This is a genomic window from Streptomyces sp. NPDC057438 (genome assembly GCF_042802995.1).
Taxonomy (GTDB): domain Bacteria; phylum Actinomycetota; class Actinomycetes; order Streptomycetales; family Streptomycetaceae; genus Streptomyces.
The window spans coordinates 54,032-70,274 of the sequence record NZ_JBHVDD010000030.1 but is presented as its reverse complement, the minus strand read 5'-3'; the positions used below and the strand labels follow the sequence as shown (position 1 = coordinate 70,274).

The following is a 16,243-nucleotide window of genomic DNA, read 5'->3' as shown; positions in this document are numbered from 1 at the left end:
AATGCCGTACCGGCCGACACTAACGGGTCGGCCGTGGCGGCGCGGCGGTCCGGGCGCGGAGCCTCATTACGGTAGGACCCCGTGACCGGCACCAGAGGTGCTTCATGACCGACTTCCGAACGGTGGGCCGATGACCGCGATCCGACTCCTCCTCGTCGACGACGACCCCCTCGTGCGCGCCGGGCTCACGTTCATGCTGGGCGGCGCCGACGACATCGAGATCGTGGGCGAGGGCGCCGACGGCGACGAGGTGGACGCCCTCGTCGACCGCACCCGCCCCGACGTCGTCCTCATGGACATCCGGATGCCTACCGTCGACGGTCTCACCGCCACCGAGCGGCTGCGCACCCGCGCGGACGGGCCCCAGGTCGTCGTTCTGACCACCTTCCACGCCGACGACCAGGTCCTGCGCGCGCTGCGCGTGGGCGCCGCCGGCTTCGTCCTCAAGGACACCCCGCCCGCCGACATCGTCGAGGCGGTGCGCCGGGTCGCGGCCGGTGACCCCGTCCTCTCGCCCGCCGTCACCCGCCGGCTCATGGCCCACGCCGCCGGCGGCGCCCCCGACACCCGCCGTGACACCGCCCGTTCGCGCGTCGCCGTCCTCAACGACCGCGAACGCGAGGTCGCCGTCGCCGTCGGCCGCGGCGCCTCCAACGCGGAGATCGCCGCGGAACTCTTCCTCAGCGTCGCCACCGTCAAGACCCACGTCTCCCGCATCCTCGCCAAGCTCGACCTCAACAACCGCGTGCAGATCGCCCTGTTGACGTACGACGCGGGGCTGCTGGACGACGACGGGCACTCCTGAGCCGCTCCGGGAGTTGGACGGGTGAGGGGGAGACCATGGGACACGAGCGTGTGATCGATCTGGGGGAGTACGGGCCGGGGTTCACCGCGAACCCGTACCCCGTCTACGCCGAACTGCGCGAACGGGGTCCCGTGCACCGGGTCCGGCTGCCGGAACCCGACGCGCACCACGAGGTCTGGCTCGTCGTCGGGTACGAGGAGGCCCGGGCGGCGCTCGCCGACCCCCGGCTGTCCAAGGACGGCTCGAAGATCGGGATGACCTTCCTCGACGAGGAGCTGATCGGCAAGTACCTGCTGGTCGCCGACCCGCCCCAGCACACCCGGCTGCGCGGGCTGATAACCCGGGAGTTCACCGGACGCCGGGTCGAGATGCTGCGGCCGAGGATCCAGGAGATCACCGACTCGCTGCTCGACGCGATGGTGCCGCGGGGCCGCGCCGACCTCGTGGAGTCCTTCGCGTACCCCCTGCCGCTCACCGTCATCTGTGAGCTCCTCGGCGTGCCCGAGATCGACCGGGCGGCCTTCCGGAAACTGTCCACGGAGGCGGTCGCGCCGACCAGCGGCGAGAGCGAGTACCAGGCGTACGTCCAACTCGCCTCCTATCTGGGCGAGTTGATCGAGGACAAGCGCTGTTCACCGCCCGCCGACGACCTGCTGAGCGCCCTGATCCGGACGACCGACGAGGACGGCGACCGCCTGTCACCCACCGAACTGCGCGGCATGGCCTTCATCCTCCTGATCGCCGGCCACGAGACCACGGTCAACCTCGTCACCGGAGCGGTCCACGCACTGCTCACCCATCCCGGCCAACTCGCCGAGGTCCGGGCCGACCCGGGTCTCGTCGACGCGGTCGTGGAGGAGACGCTGCGCCACGAGGGCCCGGTGGAGAACGCGACGTTCCGTTACGCCGCGGAGCCGCTGGACATCGGGGGCACGGTCGTCCCGGCGGGTGACGCGGTCCTGATCGGCCTGGCCGCCGCCGACCGCGACGGCGCCCGCTATCAGGGCCCCGACGGCTTCGACCTCCACCGCGACACACGCGGCCACCTCGCCTTCGGCCACGGCATCCACTACTGCCTCGGCGCACCCCTGGCCCGGCTGGAGGCCCGGGTCGCCCTCAGGTCCCTCCTGGACCGCTGCCCCGACCTGACCCTGGACGGCCCCCCGGGCCCATGGCTCCCGGGCATGCTGATGCGGGGGGTACGGAGCCTTCCGCTCCGCTGGTGAGAGTGATTCTCCGCCGGCCTGAAAAGCAGGGGGCGTGGCCCCTGCTGTTCATCGGTGGGGCGCGGGGCGAACTGCGCGAGAAGCCCCACCGGCCCGCGGCCGCGACACCACACGAGCCCCCCGGACGGAGCGGACCCCGCACGCCGGAGGCCGAGCGCTACTCCCGGCCCCCCGCGATCTCCCCGAGGTTCACGGGCCGGTGCTCCAGCCGGGACAGCTCGCACGCCTCGGCGACGCGGAGTGCCTGGAGTGCTTCACGCCCGTCGCACGGGTTGGCCCGCTCCCCGCGCACGACCTCGACGAACGCGCCGATCTCGGCCTCGTAGGCGGCGGCGAAACGTTCCAGGAACCCCGTCCACGGCTTGTCCGCCGGCGGCGGCCCCTTCGGCTCCGTGGACGCGACCGGCGTACGGTCGTCCAGGCCCACCACCACGGTGTCCAGCTCCCCGGCCAGCTCCAGCCGCACGTCGTACCCGGCCCCGTTCACCCGCGCCGCCGTGGCCGTCACGAGCGTGCCGTCCTCCAGGGTGAGGACGGCCGCCGCGGTGTCCAGGTCGTGCGCCTCCCGGAACATCGGATGCCCGGCGTCCGACCCGGTGGCGTACACGGTGGTGACCTCGCGCCCCGTCACCCACCGCACGATGTCGAAGTCGTGGATCAGCGTGTCCCGGTAGATCCCGCCCGAGACCGTCAGGTATTCCGCGGGCGGCGGTGTCCGGTCGGCCGTGAGGGCCCGTACGGTGTGCAGCCGCCCGAGCCGGCCCGCGCGCACCGCCTCCCGCGCGGTGACATAGCCGGAGTCGAAACGCCGCTGGAAGCCCATCTGCAGCACCGTCCCGGCCGCGTCGACCTCGGTCAGCGCGTTTAACGTGTTCGGCAGGTCCACGGCGATGGGTTTCTCGCAGAACACCGGGAGACCCGAGCGTGCTGCCCGACCGATCAGTTCGCCGTGGGCCGAGGTCGCGGCCGTGATGACCACGGCGTCCACACCCCAGGTGAAGATCTCGTCCACCCCCGGAGCCACCGTCTCGCCGAGGCGTTCCGCGAGGTCGTGGGCCCGGGCCCGGTCGACGTCCGTGATGATCAGAGAGCCGACGTCGCGGTGGCGGCTGAGCGTGGTCGCGTGGAACGTCCCGATGCGACCCGCGCCGATGAGTCCGATGCGCATGGGAAACAAAGTGGGGTCGCACCCGCCGCTGTGTCAATGCTTTGTCCGGACAACCGAACCACGCAACTTCCCGTCATCCGGCACCGGGGCTACGCTCGGCCCGTGCCGAAACCAGAAGAGGCTCCGACCGTGTCGCTCCAGCTCAGCGTCGACCGCAGCAGTCCGGTCCCGCTCTACTTCCAGCTGTCCCAGCAGCTGGAGGCGGCGATCGAGCACGGCGAGCTGACCCCGGGCAGTCTGCTGGGCAACGAGATCGAGCTGGCGGCCCGCCTCGGCCTGTCCCGCCCCACCGTCCGCCAGGCCATCCAGTCCCTGGTCGACAAGGGCCTGCTCGTACGCCGCCGCGGCGTGGGCACCCAGGTCGTGCACAGCCAGGTCAAACGGCCCCTGGAACTGAGCAGCCTCTACGACGACCTGGAGGCCGCCGGCCAGCGCCCGGCCACCCGCGTCCTGCTCAACACCACCGTCGCCGCGTCCGCCGAGGTCGCCGCCGCCCTGGCCGTCGCGGAGGGCGGCGAAGTCCACCGTATCGAGCGACTCCGTCTGGCTCACGGCGAACCCGTGGCCTACCTGTGCAACTACCTCCCCGCCGACCTCATCGACCTCGACTCCCCCCAGCTCGAAGCGACCGGCCTGTACCGCCTGATGCGCGCCGCCGGCATCACCCTGCACAGCGCCCGCCAGACCATCGGCGCGAAGGCGGCCACCCCGGACGAGGCCGACCGCCTCACCGAACCCGAGGGCGCCCCCCTGCTCACCATGCAGCGCACCACTTTCGACGACACGGGCCGCGCCGTCGAGTACGGCACCCACATCTACCGGGCCTCGCGCTACTCGTTCGACTTCCAGCTGCTGGTGAGGGCGTAGAGAGGTCTCCGCCCCGCGCCCCTGTGGAGCACGGGGCGCAGCCCCTGCTCCACAGGGGCGCGGGGAACTGCGCGACCAGCCCTCACGCACCCGCACCCGAAAAACAATGAGGCGGCACCCCCCGCCCCCACGGCGCACCAAGCGGAGCGCTAAGGCAGAATCGGCCCGATGAGCACCTACCGCGACTTCACCCACCGCGGCTCCGCGCGGGCCACCGTCCTGCGGACCGTGGGAACGCGCGAGCGCCGCTCCCACCTGACGGCCCCCCGCGTCCCCACCGTCGGCATCGACATCGGCGGCACGAAGGTGATGGCGGGCGTCGTGGACGCCGACGGCAACATCCTGGAGAAGCTCCGCACGGAGACCCCGGACAAGTCCAAGAGCCCCCAGGTCGTCGAGGACACCATCACGGAACTCGTCCTGGACCTCTCCGACCGGCACGACGTGCACGCCGTCGGCATCGGCGCCGCCGGCTGGGTGGACGCGGACCGCAACCGCGTCCTGTTCGCCCCCCACCTGTCCTGGCGCAACGAGCCCCTGCGCGACCGCCTCGCCGGCCGCCTGGCCGTACCGGTCCTCGTCGACAACGACGCCAACGCCGCCGCCTGGGCGGAGTGGCGGTTCGGCGCCGGCCGCGACGAGGACCACCTGGTCATGATCACCCTCGGCACCGGCATCGGCGGCGCGATCCTGGAGGACGGCCAGGTCAAGCGCGGCAAGTTCGGTGTCGCGGGCGAGTTCGGCCATATGCAGGTCGTGCCCGGCGGCCACCGCTGCCCGTGCGGCAACCGCGGCTGCTGGGAGCAGTACAGCTCGGGGAACGCCCTGGTCAGGGAGGCCCGTGAACTCGCGGCGGCCGACTCCCCGGTGGCGTACGGGATCATCGAGCACGTCAAGGGGAACATCGGGGACATCACCGGCCCGATGATCACCGAGCTGGCCCGCGAGGGCGACGCGATGTGCATCGAGCTGCTCCAGGACATCGGCCAGTGGCTCGGCGTCGGCATCGCCAACCTCGCAGCCGCCCTCGACCCCTCCTGCTTCGTCATCGGCGGCGGTGTCTCGGCCGCCGACGACCTGCTGATCGGCCCCGCCCGGGACGCCTTCCGCCGCCACCTCACCGGCCGCGGCTACCGCCCCGAGGCCCGGATCGCCCGCGCCCAGCTCGGGCCCGAGGCCGGCATGGTGGGCGCCGCCGACCTCGCCAGACTCGTCGCCCGTCGCTTCCGGCGCGCGAACCGGCGCCGGGTGGAGCGGTACGAGCGCTACGCGCGGTACGTGGAGGCCCGCCGCACCACCCAGGACACCGCGTGACCACCTCGGTGCCGCGCCAGGGCTCCTCCCCCGAGGAGCCGGAGCGGCCCGCCGAGGACCGCAGGCACCGCAACCGCCGCCGGGCGATCACCCTGGCGATCATCGTGCTGCTCATCGGCGTACCCGCCGGCTACCTGGTGATCTCCGCCAACCAGAGCCGCGACAGCGGCAAGGACAAGGAGGAGAAGTACTCGGCGACCGGCCTCACCGCCCACTGGCCCTCCCTGGTCCAGCGGCGCCTCTACCAGGTGCCGATCCCGCCGTACTCCAAGCACGTCGCCTACTACGAGACGAACAACTGGCGGACCAGCCGTCTCTACGTGCAGTTCTATACGAGCAACGAGGGCCTGGAGAGCTTCCTGAACCAGATCGGCGCCCGCACCGCCGACCTGAAGAAGGACAAGATGGCCATCAACGCCCGCGACCGGGGGATCGTCGGCTGGGACTTCACCGGAGTCGGCCCCTGGTACGGCCTCGTCAGCGACCGCAAGAACCCCGCCCCCACCCACGACATCGTCGTGAACCGGACCAACCCGGACCATCCGATGGTGTACGTGGTCTCACGCACCGTGCCCTGACCTGCGCGGACGCCGTGGCGGGCGGGCCGTCGCCCGCTCGTCACGACCGATTGTCAGAGCCCGCCCGTAGAGTCGGAGACAGTGATCGGAGCCGCACCCCGGGCGGCTCCACCGACCGGAGGCGGGGTGACCGGACACATGGGGGACACCGCCGTTCCCGGGACCGGCCCGGCCGCCACCGCGCCCACGGCCGTTTCCGTCCGGCTGGCCGCCGTCTTCCTCCCGGCCCCGCTGCCCCGCCACGGCCGGTTCGCGTTCTGGGACCCGGCGGGCGGCGAGCCGCCACCGGGAGACACCGAGGACCTCACGGTCGTACGGCAACACGGCTCCGGAGCCCGCAGAGGCACCGTCCCCGCCGTGTGCCTGCCGGTCGGCAAAGCCCTCCCCCTGCTCGCCCGTGCCCGCCGCGACCCTGCCGCCCACCCCGCCACGGCCTGCTGGGGCGCGGCCGCGCTGCACGCGCTGCGCCTGGTCGCCCGGGGCCGCCTGTTGCCCGGACTGACCGCCGAGGGGTACGACGCCTGGCGCGCGGGCCCCCTCGACCCGGACGACATCGCCCACCTCAGGGCCGTCGCCGCCGCCCTGCCGTACGAGGGCCACGCGGTCCCGCTGCCCGGCAGGGGCCCGCTGCGGCTGCCCGAGCCGGAGCCCCTGGTGCGGTCCTTCCTGGACGCGGTCGCCGACACACTGCCGCGCGGCCCGGCGGCGCCGTACGTCTCCGGGAAACCGTTCGCCGCACAGGCCGGACAGCGGCTGCCGGGGGCCCGTGACTGGGCGGCCGAGGTCGCTGCCGGCATGGACGCGGGCGTACGCGTCTCCCTGCGCCTCGACCTCGCGGCCCACGACCTCTTCGACGACAGCGAAGGGGCCGGGCGGGCGGGCGCGGCGGTCGTCCAGGTGCACAGCCTCGCCGACCCCACTCTCGTCGCCGACGCGGCCGCACTGTGGTCGGGGGACGCGGACGCGGCGTTCGGGCCCCGCGCGCGCGTGGACGCCGCCCTCGCCGTCCGGCGCGCCGCCCGCGTCTGGCCGCCCCTGGACCGGCTCGGTGAACAGGACGTGCCCGACGTCCTCGCCCTCTCCGAGGACGAGCTGTCCGACCTGCTGGGCGTCGCCGCGACCCGGCTCGCGGCGGCCGGAGTCGCCGTGCACTGGCCCCGGGACCTGGCCCACGACCTGAGCGCCCGCGCCGAGGTCAGCCCGGCGCCCGGCTCCGCCACCGACGGCACCGGCTTCTTCGAGGGCGAGGAACTGCTGCGCTTCCGCTGGCAGCTGGCGCTCGGCGGCGACCCGCTCACCGAGGCCGAGATGGACAGCCTCGCGGAGGCTCACCGCCCGATCGTGCGCCTGCGCGACCAGTGGGTGCTCGTCGACCCGGCCCTCGTCCGCAAGGCCCGCAAACGCGAGCTGGGCCTGCTCGACCCCGTGGACGCCCTGTCCGTGGCCCTCACCGGCCAGGCGGAGGTCGACGGCGAGACGGTGGAGGCGGTACCGGTCGGAGCGCTGGCGTCCCTCCGCGACCGCCTGACGGCCGGCCTCCACCCGGTCGACCCGCCCCCCGGCCTCCGTGCCACCCTCCGCGACTACCAGCTCCGGGGCCTGGCCTGGCTGGACCTCATGACCTCCCTCGGCCTCGGCGGCTGCCTCGCCGACGACATGGGCCTCGGCAAGACGATCACGGTCATCGCCCTCCACCTGCGCCGGGACCGTCCGCAACCCACCCTGGTCGTCTGCCCGGCCTCCCTGCTGGGCAACTGGCAGCGCGAGATCACCCGCTTCGCCCCCGGAGTTCCCGTGCGCCGCTTCCACGGCCCCGACCGCACCCTGGACGACCTCGACGGCGGCTTCGTCCTCACGACCTACGGCACCATGCGCTCCACGGCCCCGCGCCTCGCCCAGCAGGAGTGGGGCATGGTCGTCGCCGACGAGGCCCAGCACGTCAAGAACCCCTACTCGGCGACGGCCAAGGCGCTGCGCACCATCCCGGCGCCCGCGCGCGTGGCGCTCACCGGCACCCCGGTCGAGAACAACCTCTCCGAGCTGTGGGCCCTCCTCGACTGGACGACGCCGGGGCTCCTCGGCCCGCTGAAATCGTTCCGCGCCCGCCATGCCCGCGCCGTGGAGAACGGCGAGGACCAGGAGGCGGTCACCCGTCTCGCCCGACTGGTCCGCCCCTTCCTGCTGCGACGCAAGAAGTCCGACCCGGGCATCGTCCCCGAACTCCCGCCCAAGACGGAGACCGACCACCCCGTCCCCCTCACCCGCGAACAGGCCGCGCTGTACGAGGCCGTGGTCCGCGAGTCGCTGCTCGCCATCGAGACGGCGGAGGGCATCGCCCGCCGGGGCATGGTCCTGAAACTCCTCGGCGCCCTCAAGCAGATCTGCGACCACCCGGCGCTGTATCTGAAAGAGGAGCCGGACACCGCCACCGGAGACCGGTTCGCCGCCCGCTCCGGCAAACTGGCGCTGCTGGACGAGCTGTTGGACACGCTGCTCTCCGAGGACGGCTCCGCGCTGGTCTTCACCCAGTACGTCGGCATGGCCCGCCTGATCACCGCGCACCTCGCCGCCCGCGCGGTCCCGGTCGAGCTGTTGCACGGCGGTACGCCGGTCACCGAGCGCGAACACATGGTGGACCGTTTCCAGAGCGGGGCGACACCGGTCCTCGTCCTCTCCCTGAAGGCGGCCGGCACCGGGCTGAACCTCACCCGCGCCGGCCATGTCGTCCACTTCGACCGCTGGTGGAACCCGGCCGTCGAGGAACAGGCCACCGACCGCGCCTACCGCATCGGCCAGACCCAGCCCGTCCAGGTGCACCGGCTCATCACCGAGGGCACCGTCGAGGACCGCATCGCCGAGATGCTGGAGGCCAAGCGGGCCCTGTCCGACGCCGTCCTCGGCTCGGGCGAGGCGGCCCTCACGGAGCTGACGGACCGGGAGCTGACCGACCTGGTGTCGTTGCGGAGGCAGACATGAGCGGGGGAGAGGAGACGCGGGAGGAGGCGGACTCGCTGGATCGCACGGCCGGGACCCGGCCCGCCGACGCGGCCCGCCGGGCGCTGCGCGCGGCGCGCGAGCGGGACAGGCACGGCGCCGAGACCGACGACCCCGGCGACTCGGCGCCGGAGACGCAGAGCACGCCGCCCGTGGCCCGGACGATCCGTCAGACCACCGCCCGGCCGGGTGACGTGGCGCGCGAGGCGTTGCGCAGGGCCGCGGAATCCAGGGCGGGGACTGTGCACGAGCCGGCGCGGGAGCGTGCGGACGCCGGGGAGCCGGCGGAGCGTACCGGCACCGCCGGGCCGGTGCGGCGGAGCGCCCCGGGCCCGGCGGCGGAAGGCGCCTGCGCCGGTCCCGGAAACCCGCCGTCAGCCGACGAGCCCTCCCCGGGTGCCCTGCCCGGGGAGGGAGGCGGGCCTGCCCCCCGCCCCGGCGACATCGCCCGCGAGGCGCTGCGGGCCGCCCGCGAGGCCACCGGCCGGGCCCGTGCCGAGGCGGCTCGTGTCGAGGCCGCCGACAGGGAGGGGCGGGCCGCACGGCGTGCGGCGGCGGAACACGACCGGGCGACGGCGAACGGTACCCACGACGGACGTGAACGCCTCGCAGGGGCAGCCGAGTCGCCTACCTCCGGAGAGAGGCCGGGATCCCGCGCGGCCTCCACGGCTGCCCCGGCCGCCCGGGACCGGGAGACGGCGGCCTCCCCCACGGTGGCCGAGAAGACGCCGGTACCGGACGGGACCGGCCCGAACTCCGTGCCGGACGCCCCCGGTTCGGCGGCGGGCGACCCCCCTGAGTCACCGTCACCCCGCCTCACGGCCTCGCCGACAGCCGACTCCTCCGGACGACGACCACCACGCCCCTCGGCCGCACCCGACCCGGAACCCGTACCCGACCCGGAACCCGTACCCGACCCGGAACCCGTACCCGACCCGGAGCTCGCCCCCGGCCGGCCGGCTCTCCCGCGGCCGGACACCGACCTCCCCGCGGCCCCCCGGGTCCCCCGCACCATGGCCGCCCCCTCCCGGGACGGTGAACTGCGGCGTACCTTCCGTCCGTTCCCGCCGCGCCCCTCGGCCGGGGAGGCGTTCGCGGAGAGCTGGTGGGGCAACGCCTGGGTGACGGCGCTGGAGGAGGGCGCGCTGGACCCCGCGCGGCTGGCGCGGGGGCGGGCCTACGCGGACAAGGGGCGGGTGGACGCGATCACCGTGACACCCGGGCTGGTGCTGGCGTATGTGCACGGCAGCAGGGCGCGGCCGTACCGGGTGCAACTGCGCCTGCGGACCCTGGACGAGGACGAGTGGGACCGCTTCCTGGACGCGGCGACGGAGCAGCCGGCCCACATCGCCGCGCTGCTGGACAAGGAACTGCCCCACAGCCTGGCCGGGCCCGGACCCCGGACCGGGGCGGGCCGGGGCGCACGTCTGCTGCCGGGGGCCGGTGAGCTGGAACCCCGGTGCAGCTGCCCCGACTTCGGGCACCCCTGCAAACACGCCGCGGCGCTCTGCTACCAGACCGCGCGGCTGCTGGACGAGGACCCGTTCGTGCTGCTGCTGTTGCGGGGCCGGGGCGAGCGGGAGCTGCTCGACGCGTTGTCACGACGGAACGCGGCCCGTGCGGCGCGCGCCGCACAGGATCAGGAGCCCGCGTCCCTGCCGGGTGTGCGGGCCCGTGACGCCCTCGCCCCGCGCACCCTCCCCCCGCTGCCCGCCCCGCTGCCCCCGCCGCCGCACCCGGAACAGCCGCCGGTGTACCCGGGCGCTCCCGGCGGCCCGGACCCCTTCGCACTGGACCAGTTGGCCACCGACGCGGCAGTCCGCGCGCACGCGCTGCTCACCACCGGACGCGACCCGGTGGCCGAACTGACGCTGTGGCAGGACGCGGTACGGCTCGCCGCCGCCCGCCCCGGCTCCGGTCTCACCGCCACGACCCGGGCTCTCTACGCGTCCCTGGCCGCGGCCACCGGCCGCACCCCGGCCGACCTGGCCCGCGCGGTCGCCGCCTGGCGGCAGGGCGGTCTCGAAGCGCTGACCGTGCTGGAGGAGGCCTGGGACCCGCCGGCCGGCCGCTTCGACCGCGCCCGCCCCCTGCTGCGCGCCGCGGACCTCCCGGCCTTCCGCCCCTGGCGCAACCACCTCACCCACCCCCGCGGCCACGTCCAGCTCCGCCTCGGCCGCGACGGCCTGTGGTACGCCTACGAGTCCGAACCGGGCCACGACGACTGGTGGCCGAGAGGCACCCCGGACCTCGACCCGGTCGGCGCCCTCACCGGGCTGGGCGCCTCCGACGACTGACGACCGGCGCCACGGGGCCGCGCCTCCTGCCCTGCGGACGGCGGCGCACCGCGTGACACGCGCCGCGCGACACGCGGGGATGTTTGTTCGACACCCTGGCCCGTCGCTCCGGCCGCCGCGTGCTTCGGCCCGATGACCTGCGCTCAGGTGAAGACGGTGTGAGAGTTGCCCGCTGATGTGCGGGAGCCGTCCGAGCCGATTCGGGGGCCTGGGGCCGAGCACCGGGCGGGGGACGTTAGCGTGGAGCGGTGACTGAGACGCAGACCCCCGCCCTCCAGTACCGGTTCGACGGGCCGGACGACGCCCCGGTCCTGATCCTCGGGCCCTCGCTCGGCACGACCTGGCACATGTGGGACCGCCAGGTCCCCGAACTGACCAAGCAGTGGCGGATCTTCCGCTTCGACCTGCCCGGTCACGGCGGCGCCCCCGCGTACCCCGGTGGTTCGGTCACCGAGCTGGCCGCCCGGCTGCTGGCCACGCTCGACGCCGTCGGCGTGCAGCGCTTCGGTTACGCGGGCTGCGCGCTCGGCGGCGCCATCGGGGCCGAGCTGGCGCTGCGTCACCCCGAGCGCCTCGCCTCGCTCGCGCTGATCGCCGCCTCGCCCCGCTTCGGCACGGCCGACGAGTTCCGGCAGCGCGGCGTGATCGTCCGCACGAACGGCCTCGACCCGATCGCCCGGACGTCCCCGGACCGCTGGTTCACGGGCGGGTTCGCCGCCGCGCAGCCCGCGATCACCGAGTGGGCGGTGCAGATGGTCCGCACCACCGACCCCGGCTGCTACATCGCCGCCTGCGAGGCGCTCGCCTCGTTCGACGTGCGCGCCGAACTCGGCCGCATCGGCGTCCCCACCCTCGTCCTCGTCGGCTCCGACGACCAGGTCACCGGCCCCGCCGAGGCCCGTACTCTCGTCGCGGGCATCCCGGACGCCCGGCTCGCCGTCGTCCCCGGTGCCTCGCACCTCGTTCCGGTCGAGCAGCCAGCCGCCGTCACCGACCTCCTCGTCCGGCACTTCTCCACCGCCTGGCAGCCCGCCTACGACTCCACCACCGGCCAGGTCGCCATCCCCACGACCCCGGTCAAGCCGGCCCTGGCCGTCGTGCCGCCGCAGGCGGGGCCGGTCGCCGAGATCGCCCCGGCAGCCGCCCAGCCCGAGGCGCTCGGGAGACCGGACCCGTACGACGCCGGGCTCAAGGTCCGCCGTGAGGTGCTCGGGGACGCGCACGTCGACCGGGCGCTGTCCACGGCGGACGAGTTCTCCGGCGACTTCCAGGAGTTCATCACCCGCTACGCCTGGGGCGAGATCTGGGACCGGCCCGGCCTCGACCGCCGCTCCCGCAGCTGCGTCACGCTGACCGCGCTCGTGGCCGGCGGACACCTGGACGAACTCGCCTTCCACACCCGCGCCGCCCTGCGCAACGGCCTCACCCCGGACGAGATCAAGGAAGTCCTCCTCCAGGCCGCCGTCTACTGCGGGGTGCCGGCCGCGAACAGCGCGTTCCGGGTGGCCCAGCAGGTCATCCGTGAGGAGACCACGCCCGAGGAGTGAGCCGGCGGTGCCGTCGGCCGCCGACGGACCCGGCACGGGTGGGCAGAGGCAGGATGGACCTATGAAGCTCACGAAGAAGTCGCACGCCTGCGTCCGTCTGGAGAAGGACGGACGCACGCTCGTCATCGATCCGGGCGGGTTCAGCGAGCAGGACGCCGCGGCCGGCGCGGACGCCGTCCTGGTCACGCACGAGCACCCGGACCACTTCGACGAGGGTCGGCTGCGGGCGGCCCTGGAGGGCAACCCGGCCGCCGAGATCTGGACGCTGCGCTCCGTCGCCGAGCAGCTCTCCGCCGCCTTCCCGGGCCGGGTGCACACCGTCGGCCACGGCGACACGTTCACCGCCGCGGGCTTCGACGTCCAGGTCCACGGCGAACTGCACGCCGTGATCCACCCGGACATCCCGCGCATCACCAACGTCGGCTACCTCGTCGACGGCGGCCGGGTCTTCCACCCCGGCGACGCCCTCACCGTCCCCGGCCACGCCGTGGAGACGCTGATGCTGCCCGTCATGGCTCCGTGGAACAAGATCTCCGAGGTGATCGACTACGTCCGCGAGGTGAAGCCGCACCGCGCCTACGACATTCACGACGCCCTCCTCACCGACCTCGCCCGCCCCATCTACGACCGCCAGATCGGCTCCCTGGGCGGCGCGGAACACCTCCGGCTCGCGCCCGGGGCCTCGGCGGACGTGTAGGAGGAGCCCGCCGGGCCCCTGACCGGGGGGACCGGGCGGGACGGGCGTTGTCGGACCCGCCGGGTAGGTTGTGAGGCATGCGCATCGCGACCTGGAACGTGAACTCGATCACCGCCCGCCTCCCGAGGCTCCTGGCCTGGCTGGAGAGCAGCGGCACCGACGTGCTCTGCCTCCAGGAGGCCAAGATCGCCGAGGACGGTTTCCCGCTCGACGCGCTGCGGGAGGCGGGCTACGAGGCGGCGGTGCACGCCACGGGCCGGTGGAACGGCGTGGCGGTGATCTCCCGCGTCGGCATCGAGGACGTGGTCAAGGGTCTGCCCGGCGACCCCGGGTACGACGGCTCGGTGGAGCCCCGCGCGATCTCCGCGACCTGCGGCCCGGTGCGCGTGTGGTCGGTGTACGTGCCGAACGGCCGCGAGGTCGACCACCCGCACTACGCGTACAAGCTCCAGTGGTTCGAGGCGCTGAAGGCCGCCGTCGCCGGTGACGCGGCCGGCAGCCGCCCCTTCGCCGTCATGGGTGACTACAACGTGGCGCCGACGGACGAGGACGTGTACGACGTCGCCGCCTTCGAGGGCCTCACCCATGTCACCCCCGCCGAGCGCGCCGCCCTGGCCTCCCTGCGCGAGGCGGGCCTGACCGACGTGGTCCCCCGGCCCCTCAAGTACGAGCACCCGTTCACGTACTGGGACTACCGCCAGCTCTGCTTCCCGAAGAACCGGGGCATGCGCATCGACCTGGTGTACGGCAACGAGGCGTTCGCGAAGGCCGTCACCGACTCCTACGTGGACCGCGAGGAGCGCAAGGGCAAGGGGGCCTCCGACCACGCGCCGGTCGTGGTGGACCTGGAGGTGTAGCTCCCGGCCGCTCAGAGAAGCCCGAGGTCCACCGACTCCGCCAGTGCGGCCAGCCCCGTCTCGTTCGGGTGCAGGTGGTCCCCGCTGTCGTACGCGGGGAGCAGCCGGGCGGGCCGGCCGGGGTCGCGCAGCACCGCGTCGAAGTCGAGGACGCCGTCGAAGGTGTCGCCGCCCCGGATCCAGTCGTTCACCGCGACCCGCTGGGCGTCGGCCTCGGCCGTGCAGCGGGCCTCGCCCTCGCAGGGCGCGATCGTCGCCGCCAGCACGCGCAGGCCCCGCTCTCGCCCCCGGGCCGCGATCTCCCGCAGCCCGGCGACGACCTCGCCCGCCGTCGTGCCCCAGCGGACGTCGTTGACGCCCTGGAAGACGACGACGGTACGGGCGGAGGTCTGGGCGAGGACGTCGCGGTCGAGGCGGTGCAGGGCGCTCACGCCGCCGGTGTCGGTGGAGACGCCGTCCCCCGGGTAGCGGTCGATGACCACGCGGTTCGCCGAGATCCCCTGGTTGAGGACGCCGTAGCGCGGAACCTCGTCCTGGTCCAGCAGCCGCCGGGCCAGCACGTCCGGCCACCGCCGGTTCGCGTCGGCCGTCACCTTCTCGCCGTCGGTGATCGAGTCCCCGAGCAGGACGACCGAGCCCGGTCCGCCGCCGACGTCCACGCCGGTCAGCAGCGGCCAGGTCGTCACCGTCGAGGTGTACGCCGTCGCCGAGTCCTCGCCCGCGTGGTCGCCCGGTTCGCTCACGTACGAGGTCTGCCGGGCGAGCCGGTGCACGGGCGCGGCCGTCACCGTGTCCGGCAGATGGAAGCTGACCAGGAGGTCGGTGTCCGGGGGCACGTCGAAGCGCAGCGGGTCGCTGTACGCCTGGGCGCCCGCCGGGATCAGGGTGCCCGCCGCGCCCCCGAACGACAGCGGCACCGGTGCGCCGCGGGCGGCGGCGCCCTCCGCCCGCAACGCCACCGTCGCGCTCCCCACCCGTACCGGCGCCGACGCGAAGGTGTTGTCGAGCCGGATCCGCACCCGGGGGCCGCCCGCCGAGGTGTGGACGACGAGCCGCAGGGTCCGGTCGGTCCAAGGGCCGACGGCCGTGTAGCCGGAGGTGGACGCGGCCCAACCGCCGGTCCAGCCGCGTGACTCGGGGCGGACGGACAGCGCGAACACATGCAGGTCGGGGTTGCGCGGCAGGGTGACGGAGGCGACCTCGCGGCCCCGCCCGACCGGCACGGTGACGACGTACAGCCGTGCCTTCTCGGTGAGTTGACCGCCCGGGGTGTTCACATGGGGGAGGGCGACGGCCTTGGTGGCGAGGGGGCCGGTGCGCCAGTCGGAGACGGTGAGGCGGTACGCGGAGCGAGCGCCGTTCGCGTAGCGGACCGTCCCGGTGCCGGTCGCCTCCGAGCCGCCCGTTGCGGCGACGAGGAAGGCGAGCGCGTCGCCCCGGCCCCGTACCCGGACCGCCTGCCCGGCGGCGCGTACGTTGTCGGGCTCGCCCGCCGTGCGGCGCGGCCAGGTCAGCCGCGCGCCCTGAACGGTCAGCGTGCGCCCCGGTGTCCACCCGGCGGCCGTCAGGTCGGTGGCGGAGAGCGAGCCCCCGTGTCCGTCGAAGTCGGCCTCGGCGGGCCGCGCGTCGTCACTGACCGCCCGGTTGTCGAAGAGACGTTCCAGGGGTGCCGGTCTCGCCTTCCCGCCGTCCGAGGCCCGGGCCGTGGCGACCGGCGCGGCCGTCGCGACGAGTGCCAGGACGACGGCCGTTCCCCAGACACGTCGGCGCACGCGTGACCCTCCCCTACGTTGCTGACCTTGATGGCGACGATGATGACGGATGTGGCACCGGGACGACGACGAGGCGACTGATGTGTCATGAACCTAAAGAGGCGTCAGGGACCCGTCAATG

The 16,243-nt window shown here is 74.2% G+C and carries 12 protein-coding genes; 10 read left to right on the top strand and 2 right to left on the bottom strand.

Annotation, left to right across the window (positions count from 1 at the left end):
- The first annotated feature begins 130 nt into the window (after positions 1–130).
- Both ACFU5F_RS18805 and ACFU5F_RS18800 read left to right on the top strand, forming a co-directional pair.
- Positions 131–805, top strand: a complete 675-nt coding sequence (locus tag ACFU5F_RS18805; protein ID WP_383888202.1) for a response regulator — start codon at positions 131–133, stop codon at positions 803–805.
- Positions 806–840: 35 nt separating this feature from the next.
- Complete coding sequence (locus ACFU5F_RS18800; RefSeq protein WP_383888200.1) at positions 841–2,031, top strand: cytochrome P450; 1,191 nt, start codon at positions 841–843, stop codon at positions 2,029–2,031.
- A 157-nt stretch (positions 2,032–2,188) separates the two neighbouring features.
- Here ACFU5F_RS18800 and ACFU5F_RS18795 read toward each other — a convergent pair whose 3' ends face one another.
- Positions 2,189–3,199, bottom strand: a complete 1,011-nt coding sequence (locus ACFU5F_RS18795) for a Gfo/Idh/MocA family oxidoreductase (RefSeq protein ID WP_383888197.1) — start codon at positions 3,197–3,199, stop codon at positions 2,189–2,191.
- A 129-nt stretch (positions 3,200–3,328) separates the two neighbouring features.
- On the opposite strand from ACFU5F_RS18795, the gene ACFU5F_RS18790 reads away from it, so the two are divergent.
- The 8 genes from ACFU5F_RS18790 (at position 3,329) to ACFU5F_RS18755 (ending at position 14,350) form a co-directional block, all read left to right on the top strand.
- Positions 3,329–4,066, top strand: a complete 738-nt coding sequence (locus ACFU5F_RS18790) for a GntR family transcriptional regulator (RefSeq protein ID WP_383888266.1) — start codon at positions 3,329–3,331, stop codon at positions 4,064–4,066.
- A 168-nt stretch (positions 4,067–4,234) separates the two neighbouring features.
- Complete coding sequence (locus ACFU5F_RS18785; protein ID WP_012999673.1) at positions 4,235–5,380, top strand: ROK family glucokinase; 1,146 nt, start codon at positions 4,235–4,237, stop codon at positions 5,378–5,380.
- Positions 5,377–5,958 carry a sugar kinase gene (locus ACFU5F_RS18780; protein ID WP_383888195.1) on the top strand — a complete coding sequence of 194 codons (582 nt, stop codon included), beginning with the start codon at positions 5,377–5,379 and terminating at the stop codon, positions 5,956–5,958. The genes ACFU5F_RS18785 and ACFU5F_RS18780 overlap by 4 nt, the downstream gene beginning before the upstream one ends.
- A gap of 138 nt (positions 5,959–6,096) precedes the next feature.
- Complete coding sequence (locus tag ACFU5F_RS18775; RefSeq protein WP_383888193.1) at positions 6,097–8,934, top strand: DEAD/DEAH box helicase; 2,838 nt, start codon at positions 6,097–6,099, stop codon at positions 8,932–8,934.
- Positions 8,931–11,249 carry an SWIM zinc finger family protein gene (locus ACFU5F_RS18770; RefSeq protein ID WP_383888190.1) on the top strand — a complete coding sequence of 773 codons (2,319 nt, stop codon included), beginning with the start codon at positions 8,931–8,933 and terminating at the stop codon, positions 11,247–11,249. Before ACFU5F_RS18775 ends, ACFU5F_RS18770 begins: the two co-directional genes overlap by 4 nt.
- Before the next feature lie 248 nt (positions 11,250–11,497).
- Positions 11,498–12,796 (top strand): 4-carboxymuconolactone decarboxylase, encoded by a 1,299-nt coding sequence (pcaC, locus tag ACFU5F_RS18765; protein WP_383888188.1) that lies wholly within the window; start codon positions 11,498–11,500, stop codon positions 12,794–12,796.
- 61 nt (positions 12,797–12,857) lie between these two features.
- The gene (locus ACFU5F_RS18760; RefSeq protein WP_383888185.1) at positions 12,858–13,493 is read left to right on the top strand and encodes an MBL fold metallo-hydrolase; all 636 of its coding nucleotides are present in this window, start codon (positions 12,858–12,860) and stop codon (positions 13,491–13,493) included.
- Between the two features lie 77 nt (positions 13,494–13,570).
- Entirely contained in the window at positions 13,571–14,350 is a 780-nt protein-coding gene (locus tag ACFU5F_RS18755; protein ID WP_383888182.1) for an exodeoxyribonuclease III, read from the top strand.
- An 11-nt stretch (positions 14,351–14,361) separates the two neighbouring features.
- Here ACFU5F_RS18755 and ACFU5F_RS18750 read toward each other — a convergent pair whose 3' ends face one another.
- Entirely contained in the window at positions 14,362–16,122 is a 1,761-nt protein-coding gene (locus tag ACFU5F_RS18750) for an SGNH/GDSL hydrolase family protein (RefSeq protein WP_383888179.1), read from the bottom strand.
- Between the last annotated feature and the right edge of the window lie 121 nt (positions 16,123–16,243).